We start from the raw sequence: 13,438 nt of genomic DNA, 5'->3' as shown, positions 1-13,438 counted from the left end.
TACGTATCAATAATTCCAGATTTGTGGATATGTTGGAGTCCGCCATGCCGGTGACGATCTATCACAACCCGAAATGCGGCACCTCGCGCAATGTTCTGGCGATGATCCGTCAGTCCGGCGTGGAGCCCGAAATCATCGAATATCTGAAAACACCGCCAACGCGTGATCGCCTTGTGGCGCTGATTGCGGAAATGAGCATTCCGGTCCGCGATCTTCTGCGGCGCAAGGGCACGCCTTATGACGAACTGGGGCTGGACGACCCGGCGCTGTCCGACGATGTGCTGATTGACGCGATGATGGACCATCCGATCCTGATCAACCGGCCGATTGTCGTGACCGCCAAGGGCACAAAGCTTTGCCGTCCGTCCGAAACCGTGCTGGATATTCTGGAAAACCCGGATATCGGCGCGTTTTCGAAGGAAGACGGCGCGGTGGTTATTTCGGATACGAACAGGACCGAGTGAATTCCGGCGGCGATGGCTGCATGCCCGTCGCCGTCAATCCGCTTTTCAACTCAGTTCGGTTCGAAACTCTGTCCCGCGACGCAGGCAATGCGGGTGGCGTTGGGCTGTTCGGGCAGCAGCGCATAGGCAGTGCGTTCCTCACGCGTCTCGCAGATCGGCCGCTCGATGGTGGTAAACCCCTTGTCGACAAGGCAGCGATTGATGAAGCGGTTTCGAAGCCGTTCATTGGTGTCGTAGCTAAAGCTGGTGACGGGGGTGGTATAGCCGCCGACCTCGCCGCAATAGGTCCTGTCGCCATCGGTATTGCAGTCGATGAAGCCGGGAACGCTGTAGCCGCCGGAAACCTCGGTGACCATGTTTTGCGGCACTTCCTTCAACGCCTGAATGAAGCACTGGTCATAGGCTTCCTGACGTTCGGCGCGGGTGCTGCCTTCCTTGTAGAGCACGTCGATCGGCCCGGTCTGGCAACCGGTCAGCGCTGCAAGCATGGCAATAGAAAGAAACGATCTCGTTTTCATACCCTCACACCCCCAATAAAACGTCGCGTTACGATTGCGGCAGCAGGCAGTGCTGTCAAGCCGAAGCGCCGGTCACCCGCCCACGATATAGCGTGTGCCGAGGTCGGTAATCAAAAGCGCTGTGATCGCCGAGGCGATGATGGCGGTCGCTGTCGGCAGCGCCTTGTCGTTCATCAGCAGGTAGACGATCCGGATTTCAAGCAGGAATGCGGCCAGCACGACAGCCTGGAAGAGCAGCAGCAATATGCTGGCCAGCGGCTGAAGGCCGGTGGCGATCAGAAAGATTGCCAGAGCCGCGAAAATATTGATCGGCAGGGAAATCCAGTTGGTGGTGACCACGATCTTCAGAAACGAGCGCGGCATGCCCGAGACCATGCAGACGACGCCCAGCACGACGATTGGGCCCATCCAGCCCAGCCCCTGAACCAGCGCACTTCTGAAAATCGTCTGGGCGCTGACGGTTACCGTTTGCGGCATCAGCCTTGAAAGGCTGACAAGTTCGCTGGCGACCATGAAGGGAAAGGAATAGGCAAGCGCCCAGAACGAACGCGCCAGACCGCGTTCGGTAAAATCAAGATAGCGTGTGTGGGCCGGATTGGCCTTGATTAGAAGCCAGAGGCCCCGCATGTAGAACAGGATTTCACCGGGCGTCGGCAAGGGCAAACCACCTTTCGATGAAATGGCCATAGATTTCGGTCAGCATCTCAAGATCGGCCACCGGCACATGTTCGTCAACCTTGTGCATGGTCTGGCCGACGAGGCCGAATTCGACCACCGGGCAGTAATCCTTGATGAAGCGCGCATCGGACGTGCCGCCGGTGGTGGAAAGGGCAGGGACCTTACCGGTTACGGCCTCGACGGCGGCGGCAAGACTGCCCGACAGGCGCTGGTCGCGGGTCAGGAACACCGGGCTTGCCCGGCCCAGCCATTCGATCGCGAACCGTGCCGGATCGCGTCCGGGGCGAAGCGTGCCGTCAGTAGCGGCGCGTTCCAGCCGGGCGTTGAGCTCGGCCTTCAGCGTTTGCGCGCTCCAGGTATCGTTGAAGCGGATATTGAAGGTGGCGGTCACCGATTCGGGAATGACATTGGTGGCGGTGTTGCCGGTATCGACCGAGGTCACTTCCAGGTTGGACGGCGGGAAAAGATCGGTGCCGTCATCAAGCGGCTTGCCCATCAGTGCATCAAGCATCGCCGTCATCGCCCGCACGGGGTTGTCGGCAAGGTGGGGATAGGCCACATGGCCCTGCGTTCCCGTCACCGTCAGCCTGCCTGTCAGCGATCCGCGGCGGCCGACCTTGATCATGTCGCCGAGCGCGTCCGGGTTGGTCGGCTCGCCGACGAGCGAAGCGTCCCAGTGTTCGCCGCGCTCTTTGGCCCATGCGAGCAGTTTTTCCGTGCCGTTGATGCCGGGGCCTTCCTCGTCACCGGTGATCAGCAGCGATATCGAGCCGGGCAGGGCATGGCCTTTTTCGACAAGCCGGGCGACGGCGGCAATGAAGCAGGCGATCCCGCCCTTCATGTCGACGGTGCCGCGGCCGAACAGAAGACCATCCTCGATTTCGGCGGCAAACGGCGGGTGGCGCCAGGAGGCTTCGTTGCCGGGCGGCACCACATCCGTGTGTCCGGCAAACATCAGGTGCGGGCCATCCGTGCCGCGGCGGGCATAAAGGTTCTCCACATCCGGCGTGCCGGGTTCGCGCCCGACCATCCGCTCGACCGAGAAACCGAGCGGTTTCACCATCGCCTCAAGGGCGGAAAGCGCCCCGGCTTCTTCCGGCGTGACAGAAGGGCAGCGGACAAGCGTTTCGAGGACGCGGACGGGATCGGTGACGGTCATATGAAGATATCCGGACGCTTTTCTGCTGTTGCGGGCGATCAGGCTCCTGCCGGAAAACCATCCGGCAGGGGCCGCTTTTTCAGGATCAGTCGCGCAGAAGCTCGTTGATACCGGTCTTGGAACGGGTCTGCGCATCGACGCGCTTGACGATGACCGCGCAGTAGAGGCCCGGTCCGGGAGCGCCGTTGCCCATCGGCTTGGCGGCAGGCAGCGTGCCGGCAACGACAACCGAATAGGGCGGAACCTCGCCGAAGCTGATTTCGCCGGTTGCACGGTCGACGATCTTGGTGGACTTGCCGATAAAGACGCCCATGCCGAGCACCGAGCCTTCGCGCACGATGCAGCCTTCCACGACTTCCGAACGCGCACCGATGAAGCAATTATCCTCGATGATGGTCGGGCCGGCCTGCATCGGTTCCAGCACGCCGCCGATGCCGACGCCGCCGGACAGATGGACATTCTTGCCGATCTGGGCGCAGGACCCGACGGTTGCCCAGGTATCGACCATGGTGCCTTCATCGACATAGGCGCCGAGATTGACGAAGGAGGGCATCAAAACGACGCCGGGGGCGATATAGGCAGAGCGGCGCACAACGGCATTGGGCACGGCGCGGAAACCGGCATCGCGGAACTGGTTGTCGCCCCAGCTTTCGAACTTGGAGGGCACCTTGTCCCACCAGGTTGCGTTGTCGGGGCCGCCCTTGACGACGCTCATGTCATTGAGACGGAAAGAAAGAAGAACCGCCTTTTTCAGCCACTGATTGACCTTCCAGGGGCCGTGTTCCTGGCGCTCGGCCACCCGTGCTGCGCCGCTGTCCAGCAGGTTCAGCGCATCTTCCACCGCCTCGCGGACTTCGCCTTTGGTCGATACGGAGATTTCGGCGCGGTTTTCGAATGCGGTTTCGATGGTTTTTTCAAGCGATGCGTGGTCGGTCATTCTGTCGTCCTTTGAAAGTCGCGCTGAACAGGCGCGGAAGAATCCGGAGGTCTCAAACCTTCCAACATGCTCTAGGCGAGGTGCGCCAGTGCGTCAATCTCTGCCGCCGTGCCGCACAAACGCAAATGCCCCCGCGAAAACGCGGGGGCATGCCGATGAAGCGCATCGGACGCGACCGATGGAGACGGTCTGGAAATACTGTGGCGGTTTACCAGCGCATCGGGCGGTCAGGCAGGTCATCAACGGTGATCACCATATCGCCGTTGCGGTCCATGCGGGAAAACATTCTGGCGGCCGTGTCGGAAAATTCCTGCTCGGAAACCTGCCCGCTGCGGTCACTGTCGGCACGGACGAAGAAAATCCGCTCGATATTGCCGCGATGGTGCCCCTGCCAATTGCGGTGATGACCCGCGCCGGGGCCCATCCGGTGATGTCCGCCGTTCTGCATCGCCATGTGCGGCTTCCAGCCGTTGCGGTCCCGGTCACTGTCGCCGCTGTTTTCGGCGATCCCGGCCTTGTCGGCGGAGCCCTCGGGACGGGGGTTGTTCTTGCGGAACTCGGCAATTTTCGCCTTGCGGTAGTCGGAAAACTCGCCGGGTGTGATCACGCCGTCTTCGTTGACGTCGATTTCCGCGAAGCGGCCGCCCTGAAAGGCGATGGCTTCTTCCTCGGTGATCTTTCCGTCCTTGTTGGTGTCGGCATTCTTCAGAAGATAGATGAAGCCGCGCTCTGCCGGTGCGGGTCCGCGCATATCCCGTGCGATGCCTGGCGTTGCGGTTGCGCCAAGCGCGCATGTTGCGGCGATTGCCGTCAGTGTCAGATATTTACCGGTCATGGCTCAAATCCTCGTTTTGCCGTGATGACAGCCATGAGGGTAAGCGAAGGGAACAGTAAAGCCGACTTAATTATCCGAAAGGTACCTGAATTATCGGTAATTCATTTTCGGTTCATCAAAATAGCCAAGCACCGTGCGGACAAACCCGGTCAGATCTTCCGTGACATAGTCGATGTGGCCGGTCTGGTCATCGAGCCGTTCGAAAGTCTGGGCAAGGCCGTATTCCAGATTGGGCGGTACGATCAGCACGGTCTTCATGCCGAGCGCCTTCGGCTGATGCAGATTGCGGGGCAGGTCTTCGAACATGGCGGCGTGGCCGGTGTCGACGCCGGAGCGGTCCAGAAAACGGGCATAGGCATCGGCCTCCGGCTTGGGCGTGAACCCGGCCGCAACGATATCGAAAATATCGTCGAAATGGTCGAGAATGCCGAGCGCTTCGGCGGTCTTTTGCGCGTGCGCCACGGAACCATTGGTGAAGATGAACTTGCGCCCCGGCAAAGCCTTGATCGCCGCCCCCAGAACCGGGTTCGGCTCCAGCACCGAGTAATCGATCGCATGGGCCTTTTCGAGAAAATCATTGGGGTCGATGTCATGGTTGATCATCAGCCCCTGCAAGGTCGTGCCATGGTCACGGTAATAATCTTTTTGCACCTTGCGCGCGTCCTGCTCCGGCAGGGACAGCAATTCGGCCACATAGGCCGTCATGTTGCGGTCGACCTGCGAAAACAGATCGACCTGGTGCGGATAAAGCGTGTTGTCGAGATCGAAGACCCAGTCACGGATCGTGGTGAAATCGGACGCTTCGGGGTGTGATTTCGGCTTGGTCATGATCTGCTTATGGCAGAGCCGGCGCGCGAAGGAAACTGCTTTCCGTCAGGTCCTGCTTCCGGGGCGGGGAAGACTGTGGTAGGCATGAGCCATGAATACCGGAGCGATCAGACCTTGCCATCGTGGCGCGATCATCCTGCAGGACAGAAAGCGCCTGCCGGTTCGGTTTTTCGCGACCTTTTGCAAGACAGTCTGCGGGCGGCGTGTTTCGGGCGTGAACTGAGCCCCCTCCGTCCGTCTTCACCACGCAAGGTCTTATTCCATGGAACTCTGGATCGGCATTACCTTTGCCGCAGCCTTTCTGCAGAACATGCGCTCGACGCTTCAGAAATATCTGAAGGGGCGTATGGCCACGCTCGGCGCAACCTTTACCCGTTTCGGTTTCGGCCTGCCGTTCGCCGCGCTTTATTTCGCAATTCTGATCTTCGGTCTCGGCCGGCCGGTGCCGTCGGTCAACAACGCTTTCCTGTTCTGGGCGGTGATCGGCGCTGCCGGGCAGATTGGCGCGACCTTCCTGCTGGTCTATCTGTTTTCGTTCCGCAATTTCGTGGTCGGAACCGCCTATTCGCGCACCGAACCGGCACAGGCCGCCATTCTCGCCTTTGTCTTCTTCGGTGCTACAATCTCGTTTGCCGCCATTGCCGCCATCCTGATTTCGATTGCAGGCGTCATGCTGATTTCGCTGTCGCGTAATGATGTCGGTCCCGGCGGTCTCATTCGCGGGCTTTTGACCCGCACTGCGCTGATCGGCATTGCATCGGGCACGCTGTTCGGGCTTTCGGCGGTGGCCTATCGCGCGGCCTCGCTGTCGCTGGCGGCAAGCCTGCCGCAACCGGATGCCATCATGCAGGCTTCCTTCACGCTGGTGGTGGTCATCGCCATCCAGACGCTGGCGATGCTGGTCTGGATGCTCGCATTCGACCGTGGCGAACTGGTCAAGGTGGCCAAAGCCTGGCGCCCGGCGCTTGCCGTCGGTTTCGTCGGCGCCACGGCTTCCTTCGGCTGGTTTGTGGCGATGACGCTGCAGCAGGCGGCGATCGTCAAGGCGGTGGCGCAGGTGGAAATGCTGTTTTCCTTTGCAACATCGGTGCTGGTGTTCAAGGAAAAGATGACCGGTGCGGAGGCTATAGGCTGCACGCTTGTCGTTCTCGGCGTGCTCACGCTTCTGCTCGCCTAGATCGCCTCAGGGGGAACGGTCGGTTTCCGCCAACCCGAAAGAGCGGCAAAAATTCCTTGCGGCAGAACCCTTCCAATTCACGCTGAAACGCTCTGGTTGCGATTGACTTGCATGCCGCCAGCGGCAATTGATGGTTGCGAAGACAGCAACAGGCGACGGCAGCGGGGACATGAATGACGGAAGCTTCTGAAGTGGAGGCGGCAGCCTGGCCGGGACGCTGGCTGGCGATGTCGGTGCTGATTGCCGCATCCTTCATGAACCTGCTCGATGCCACCATCGTCAATGTCGCGCTGCCCGTCATTGGCCGGGATCTCAATGCACACAGTTCCTCGCTGGAGTGGATCGTGGCCGGCTATGTCATGGTCTTCGCACTGGCGCTGATGCCCTGCGGGCGGCTTGGCGACATCATCGGCAAGAAACGGATGTTCCTTCTCGGCGTCGGCTTCTTTACCCTGGCGTCTGCCTGTTCCGGTGCTGCGCCAAACATCGGGGCACTGGTGGTCGCGCGGCTTTGTCAGGGGCTTGGCGCTGCGATCATGGCGCCGCAGGTTCTTGCGCTGGTCCAGGACATGTTTGCCTCGAAGGAACGGTCCAGCGCATTTTCCCTGTTCGGGATCGCCAGCGGCATCGCCATTGTCTCCGGCCCGCTGATCGGCGGCTGGCTGATTGCCGTCGATCTGTTCGGGCTTGAATGGCGTTCGATCTTTTATATCAACGTGCCCGTCGGGATTGCCGCCGTGATTGCCGGCCGTATTCTCATTCCCGATATCGCGGCGAGCGAGCGGCCGATGCTGGACACGACGGGCGTCATCATCATCGCGTCGGCCTTCGTGCTGCTGATCTTTCCGCTGGTCGAAGCGCGCCGATTCGGCTGGCCGTTGTGGTGTTTTGCGATGATCGCGGCGGCTTTCCCGGTGTTTGCCGCGTTTTATTTTTTCGAGCGGCGGCGCGACAGAAATGGCCTGTCGCAACTGCTTCCGGTCTCGCTGATGCGCAATCATGCCTATGCGCTCGGCGGTTTCATCGCGCTGATGTTTTATTCGACGCCGGCCGGCCTGTTCATGACCTTTGCGATTTTCCTCCAACAGGGATTTGGCTTCACGCCGCTCGAGGCGGGGCTGAGTACCATTCCGTTTCCGCTCGGGGCGTTCCTGTCGGCCTTTACCAACAGCCGCCTTTCCGACCGGTTTCTCAAGGGGCGCATCCTTGCCGCATCGGCTGTCATGGCCGTCGGTTATCTGGCACTCTTCATTGTCGTTCAACACGCTGACCGGGACCTGGCGATCATCGACTTCGCGCTGCCGCTGTTCATCTGCGGCTTCTCTCTGGGCATGACGGCTTCGCCGCTGTTCCAGATCATCCTGTCCGATGTGCCGGCACGCGATGCCGGATCGGCCTCCGGCGCATTGCAGGCTATTCAGCAGGCCGGCAGCGCTCTCGGGATTGCCATTGCCAGCGCACTGTTCTTCTCTATGATCGCGCAACGGCAACAGGCGGGAGCTGAAATGGCGAATGCCTATGTCGCGGGGTTTTCCGCCAGCATCGGCTATATGATCCTGGCCATGGTCACGGTCTTTGTCGCGGCAATCTTCATGCCCGCGCCTGCGCTCAGGGCATCCGGCGTGAAGGCCGAACCCGGCGGCATGATGCCGGGCTTGTAGAAGAGAGCGGGTGCCGTTGACTTTTGGACGCACCTTGCCCAACTCGTGACCGCATTCAACACGCAATCGGAGACCCTATTGGCTTCCAGTTCAACGGAAACCGCGCCGGCAGGCGCAGACACCGAGCAACATCCAGGTCGCTGGACGGCGTTTGCCGTTTTGCTTTCGGCGGTGTTCATGAACATGCTGGATGTGACCATCGTCAATGTGGCTCTGCCATCGATCCAGCAAGGCCTGAATGCCTCGAATTCGGCCATCGAGTGGATCGTTGCCGGCTATGTTTTGATGTTCGCGCTGGCGCTGCTGCCCTTCGGGCGGCTCGGTGATCTTGTCGGAAAGAAAAACATGTTCATTGTCGGTGTCGGCTGCTTTACGCTCGGTTCCGCACTTTGCGGCCTGTCGCATACCACGCCGCTGTTGATCTTCGCCCGCCTGTTTCAGGGCTTTTCGGCGGCGATGATGACGCCGCAGGTGCTGGCGCTGGCCACGGTGATGTTTTCGCCGCATGAACGCGCCCGGGCCTTCAGCTATTTCGGCATGATGGCGGGGATCGCGACTGTCAGCGGACCGATCATCGGCGGTTTTCTGGTCGAGCACAGCCTGTTTGGCCTTGGCTGGCGGGCAATCTTTCTGATCAATCTGCCGATCGGGCTGTTTGCCGTGATCGCCGGTGCGAAACTGGTGCCGTCCACGCCGCGCCGCAGCGATACCCGCAATGACTATGCCGGTATTCTGCTGATCGCGGTGGCCATGTTCCTGCTGATCTTTCCGCTGGTTGAAGGCCGCACCTTCGATTGGCCGCTGTGGTGTTTTGCGATGATGGCTGCAGCGTTGCCGGTGCTTACTGCCTTCGTGTTCTGGGAGCGCCGCCAGAATGCCCGCAACAGGCCGCAGCTTCTGTCCTTCGGGCTGATGAAGACCCGCAATTTCATGGTCGGCGGCTCGATGGCGCTGTTCTTCTTTTCCACGATCCCGGGTTTCTTTCTCTGTCTGGCGATTTTCCTGCAGGTCGGATTCGGCTTCGCGCCGCTGAAATCCGGACTGACGACGATCCCGTTTTCCGTCGGCGTGTTTGCTGCCTCGCTGATCAGCGGGCGGCTCGGTCACCATTTTCTGAAAGTTCGGGTCATTCTCGGCATTGTATTGCTTGGCGTCGGCATGTTCTGGCTCAGGCTTTATGTGCTGAGCATCGGCGACGCGGTGTCGCGCTGGGCCCTGTTCATGCCGCTGATTATCTCCGGGCTTGGCCTCGGTGTCTCTATCGCATCAATCTTTCAACTGGTGCTGGCGGGTGTGCCCCAGGAGGAGGCGGGGTCTGCCTCCGGCGCGCTGCAGGCCGTCCAGCAGCTTGGCGGCGCCTTCGGCATCGCGATCATCAGCGGCATCTTCTTTGCCCGCCTCGGTGAGATGATGCAGTCGGGTGCGGCAAGCCATGCCGCCTATGTGGGCGCCTTTGCCCTGTCGCTGATCTACAACCTTGCCGCCTATGCGGTGGTGATCGTGCTGACCCTGCTTCTGTCTTCGGACCGCAGGCCCGCTCAGCCGGAAGCGACAAAGGAAAACGCCCCGCATATCGCCTGAACGGCTGCGGGGCGCTTGAAGGATGATGGCCGGTTTCGGCGGTTTACGGGACGAGCAGCGTGCCGGCGCCGCCCTTGGTCAGGATTTCCAGCAGGACGGAATGCTTGACCTTGCCGTTGAGGATGACCACGCCTTCGACACCCGCCTCGATCGCTTCGATGCAGGTTTCGACCTTGGGGATCATGCCGCCGGAAATCGTGCCGTCGAGGATCAGCTTGCGGGCTTCGGCAACCGACAGTTCCTTGACCAGTTCGCCGTTCTTGTCGAGCACGCCCGGCACGTCGGTCAGGAACAGAAGGCGGGTTGCGCGTAACGCCCCGGCAATTGCGCCTGCAAAAGTGTCGGCGTTGATATTGTAGGTGTGGCCGTCATTTCCGGGGGCGACAGGAGCGATCACCGGGATCATCTCTGATTTGGCGAGCAGATCGAGCAGCGTGGTGTCCACGGTGTCGACTTCGCCGACGAAACCGAGATCGAGGATCCGCTCGATGTTGGAATCCGGATCGATCACAGTTTTCTTGGCCTTTTCGGCAAACACCATATTGCCGTCCTTGCCGCACAGGCCGATGGCCCATTCGCCGGTCTGGTTGATCAGCGCGACGATTTCCTTGTTGATCGAACCGGCAAGCACCATTTCGACGATCTCGACGGTCGCCTCGTCGGTCACCCGAAGCCCGCCTTCGAACTTGGATTCGATGCCCATCCGCTTCAGCATGCTGCCGATCTGCGGACCGCCGCCATGGACCACGATCGGGTTTACGCCCGACTGCTTCAAAAGCGCGATGTCGCTGGCGAAGGCCTGGCCGAGTTCGGAATCGCCCATGGCGTGGCCGCCATATTTCACGACGATGGTCTTGTTCTCGTATTTCTGCATATAAGGCAGCGCCTGCACCAGCAGACGTGCCTGAACTTCGCTTTCCGACAATGACATGAATTACCCCGGGTGCTTTGGTCCTCGCGGCCTTTTAGCGCATCCGTGCGCCTTAGTGAATATTGCCGGTGGAAGTATTGCGCCTGTGTCAGCCGGCGACAGTTTCCTGGATTGCCTGTCTGAGCAGATCGAGGCCGGCATTTTTTTCCGATGAGGTTGCGATAATGCCGGGGAAGGCGGCCGGGCGTTTGCGGAGCTTTTCCGCAGTGGCGGCCAGCAGCTTCTCGATCGCCGGCGGCTTGATCTTGTCGGTTTTGGTCAGCACGATCTGATAGGAGACGGCGGCCTTGTCGAGCAGGTTCAGCACGTCCTCGTCATTCTTCTTGATGCCGTGGCGGGCATCGATCAGCACATAGACGCGTTTCAGCGTGGCGCGGCCGCGCAGATAGTCGAACACCAGCTTGGTCCACTGGTCGACCTGCTGCTTCGGGGCCTGGGCGTAGCCATAGCCCGGCATGTCGACGAGCGCCATCGGCGGCAAGTCCTCGCCCTGGCCGGAATAGCCATCGGGGACAAAATAGTTGAGTTCCTGGGTTCGGCCGGGCGTGTTGGAGGTCCGCGCCAAACCCTTCTGGGTCAGGAGCGCATTGATCAGCGACGATTTGCCGACATTGGAGCGGCCGGCAAAAGCAACCTCCGGCGGGCCTTCCGGCGGCAGAAACTTCATCGACGGTACGCCGCGAATGAAAATCCACGGGCGGGCGAACAGGGCGGCGTCTTGATCGATGGGCTGGGTCATGTCCGTTTCTTATCATAAAGAAAAAGCCCGGCAATACTGCCGGGCGGGGCACTGCCGGTTCGAAGCCGGCAATGCGGATATCCATAAGGCCGGTCCCGGAAAGGGACGGAACCGCGCCTTGCGCCTATTCCGAAGGGGCCGGTTTCTTGCGGCGGAACGTGCCCTTCAGGTTGTCGAACAGCTCGATCTTGACGCCGTGGCGCTTCATGATGATCGACTGCTGCAGGATCGAAAGCGAGTTGTTCCAGGCATAGTAGATCACCAGACCGGCCGGGAACTGCGCCAGCATGTAGGTGAAGACCACCGGCATCCAGTTGAAGATCATCGCCTGCGTCTTGTCCGGCGGCGTCGGGTTCATGCGCATCTGCAGCCACATGGTGAAGCCCATGATCAGCGGCCATGCACCGATCATCAGCATCGCCGGCGGCGACCAGGGCAAGAGGCCGAACAGGTTGAAAAGGCTGGTCGGGTCAGGCGCCGAAAGGTCCTGGATCCATCCGAAGAACGGCGCATGACGCATTTCGATGGTGACGTAGAGCACCTTGTAGAGCGAGAAGAAGATGGGGATCTGCAACAGCACCGGCCAACAGCCGGCCACCGGATTGATCTTCTCCTTCTTGTAAAGCTCCATCATCGCCTTCTGCAGGCCCATGCGGTCGTCGCCATACTGTTCCTTCAGCTCGGTCATCTTCGGCTGCATGCGCTTCATGTTGGCCATGGAGGCATACTGCTTGGAGGCGAGCGGGAAGAACAGAAGCTTGATGATGACTGTGGTGATCAGGATGGCGACACCGAAATTGCCGACATGGTGATAGATGAAGTCCATCAGCTGGAACAGCGGCTTGGTGAGGAACCACAGCCAGCCCCAGTCGATCATGCGGTCGAACAGCGGAATATTGTACTGATCCTGATACTGGGTTAGGATATTGGTGACCTTGGCGCCGGCAAACACCTTGGTCTGCAGCTCGGCGGACTGCCCGGCGGCAATCGTCAGCGGCTGATTGTCGGAGTAATCCGCCTGATAACGCTCCCGGCCGTCATTGAAGTGCGAGAAGCGGACGTCGTAGTTCATGGTGGACTGCGGAATGATCGCAGCACCCCAGTACTTGTCGGTCACGCCGAACCAGCCGCCGTTCGAATTCGCGTAAGTCTCGTTTTCGTCGGCAACATTCTTGTAGGTGTCTTCGGTGATGCCGCCGTCGGGCGTCATTACGCCGAGGAAGCCTTCATGCAGAACCCAGGCGGACGGCTCGTCAGGCAGACTGAAGCGGGTGAGGCGGCCGTAAGGATTGACGGTCACCTGCTTGTCGGAACTGTTGGTCACCGTGTCGTCCATCGTGATCATGTAGTCATCATCGATGGAAATGGTGCGGTGGAAGGTCAGGCCGGAATCATTGGTGTAGGACAGCGTAACCGGGGTCGTGGGCGTCAGCGTGTCGCCCTTTTCCAGCGTCCACACGGTCTGCGGTCCGGGAACCGTGCCGGAATTTTCGCCCTGAACGAAGCCGAGTTCGGCGAAATAGCCGTTCTCGTTGTTGGCCGGGCTGAACAGCGTGACGATCGGGCTCGTGGGGTCCACGGTGACGTGGTAGTCCTTCAGCTTGATATCGTCGATGCGGGCTCCGGCAAGGTTGATCGAGCCGGCAAGCGCGGGCGTGTCGATCTTGACCCGCGGCGCGGTTTCCTGCTGGGCGCCTGCCTGGGAGAATACGGCGTCGCCACTGGCGGTATTTGCCGTTCCGCCCGAAGCGCTGGAAGCGGCATTGTCGTTGGTCGTGGCGGTCTGTTCCTGGGCCGCCTGCTGCTGCGCTGCCTGCTCCTGTGCGGCGCGCTGCTCTTCCAGGCGCGGGCCCATATACAAGAATTGCCAGGCCAGAACGACCAGGACCGTGAGCGCGATCGCAATGATAGAATTGCGGTTATTTTCCAT

The 13,438-nt window shown here is 60.5% G+C and carries 13 protein-coding genes; 4 read left to right on the top strand and 9 right to left on the bottom strand.

Annotated elements, in window-relative coordinates; translation table 11 throughout:
* Positions 1–44 precede the first annotated feature (44 nt).
* Complete coding sequence (arsC, locus tag ACHZCU_RS00965) at positions 45–464, top strand: arsenate reductase (glutaredoxin) (RefSeq protein ID WP_319517297.1); 420 nt, start codon at positions 45–47, stop codon at positions 462–464.
* A 50-nt stretch (positions 465–514) separates the two neighbouring features.
* On the opposite strand, the gene ACHZCU_RS00960 is transcribed toward arsC, so the two are convergent.
* The 6 genes from ACHZCU_RS00960 to ACHZCU_RS00935 form a co-directional block, all read right to left on the bottom strand.
* Entirely contained in the window at positions 515–982 is a 468-nt protein-coding gene (locus ACHZCU_RS00960) for a hypothetical protein (protein WP_319517296.1), read from the bottom strand.
* A gap of 72 nt (positions 983–1,054) precedes the next feature.
* A complete protein-coding gene (locus ACHZCU_RS00955; RefSeq protein ID WP_319517295.1) occupies positions 1,055–1,639 on the bottom strand; it encodes a hypothetical protein in 585 nt (194 codons plus the stop codon).
* Positions 1,623–2,819 carry a succinyl-diaminopimelate desuccinylase gene (gene dapE / locus ACHZCU_RS00950; RefSeq protein ID WP_319517294.1) on the bottom strand — a complete coding sequence of 399 codons (1,197 nt, stop codon included), beginning with the start codon at positions 2,817–2,819 and terminating at the stop codon, positions 1,623–1,625. Before dapE ends, ACHZCU_RS00955 begins: the two co-directional genes overlap by 17 nt.
* Before the next feature lie 85 nt (positions 2,820–2,904).
* Positions 2,905–3,756, bottom strand: a complete 852-nt coding sequence (gene dapD, locus ACHZCU_RS00945; RefSeq protein WP_319517293.1) for a 2,3,4,5-tetrahydropyridine-2,6-dicarboxylate N-succinyltransferase — start codon at positions 3,754–3,756, stop codon at positions 2,905–2,907.
* A 208-nt stretch (positions 3,757–3,964) separates the two neighbouring features.
* Entirely contained in the window at positions 3,965–4,591 is a 627-nt protein-coding gene (locus ACHZCU_RS00940; RefSeq protein ID WP_319517292.1) for a hypothetical protein, read from the bottom strand.
* Between the two features lie 90 nt (positions 4,592–4,681).
* Positions 4,682–5,419, bottom strand: a complete 738-nt coding sequence (locus ACHZCU_RS00935) for a pyrimidine 5'-nucleotidase (RefSeq protein ID WP_319517291.1) — start codon at positions 5,417–5,419, stop codon at positions 4,682–4,684.
* A 262-nt stretch (positions 5,420–5,681) separates the two neighbouring features.
* Here ACHZCU_RS00935 and ACHZCU_RS00930 point away from each other — a divergent pair, with 262 nt between their 5' ends.
* The 3 genes from ACHZCU_RS00930 to ACHZCU_RS00920 all read left to right on the top strand — a co-directional run bounded on the left by ACHZCU_RS00930 (position 5,682) and on the right by ACHZCU_RS00920 (position 9,838).
* The gene (locus ACHZCU_RS00930) at positions 5,682–6,596 is read left to right on the top strand and encodes an EamA family transporter (protein ID WP_106311676.1); all 915 of its coding nucleotides are present in this window, start codon (positions 5,682–5,684) and stop codon (positions 6,594–6,596) included.
* A gap of 173 nt (positions 6,597–6,769) precedes the next feature.
* Positions 6,770–8,257, top strand: coding sequence for an MFS transporter (locus tag ACHZCU_RS00925; RefSeq protein WP_319517290.1), 1,488 nt, complete (start codon positions 6,770–6,772; stop codon positions 8,255–8,257).
* A 78-nt stretch (positions 8,258–8,335) separates the two neighbouring features.
* Positions 8,336–9,838: an MFS transporter gene (locus ACHZCU_RS00920; RefSeq protein WP_319517289.1), complete on the top strand. Its 1,503-nt coding sequence runs from the start codon at positions 8,336–8,338 to the stop codon at positions 9,836–9,838.
* A gap of 43 nt (positions 9,839–9,881) precedes the next feature.
* Here ACHZCU_RS00920 and argB read toward each other — a convergent pair whose 3' ends face one another.
* The 3 genes from argB to yidC all read right to left on the bottom strand — a co-directional run bounded on the left by argB (position 9,882) and on the right by yidC (position 13,438).
* Positions 9,882–10,769 (bottom strand): acetylglutamate kinase, encoded by an 888-nt coding sequence (gene argB / locus ACHZCU_RS00915; protein WP_106311671.1) that lies wholly within the window; start codon positions 10,767–10,769, stop codon positions 9,882–9,884.
* Between the two features lie 88 nt (positions 10,770–10,857).
* Entirely contained in the window at positions 10,858–11,508 is a 651-nt protein-coding gene (yihA, locus tag ACHZCU_RS00910; protein WP_319517288.1) for a ribosome biogenesis GTP-binding protein YihA/YsxC, read from the bottom strand.
* A 124-nt stretch (positions 11,509–11,632) separates the two neighbouring features.
* Complete coding sequence (gene yidC, locus ACHZCU_RS00905) at positions 11,633–13,438, bottom strand: membrane protein insertase YidC (protein ID WP_319517287.1); 1,806 nt, start codon at positions 13,436–13,438, stop codon at positions 11,633–11,635.

This window comes from uncultured Martelella sp., assembly GCF_963677965.2.
In the GTDB taxonomy this organism is placed as follows: domain Bacteria; phylum Pseudomonadota; class Alphaproteobacteria; order Rhizobiales; family Rhizobiaceae; genus Martelella; species Martelella mangrovi.
The sequence above is the reverse complement of the archived record's forward strand: the minus strand, read 5'-3'. Positions and strand labels throughout refer to the sequence as shown.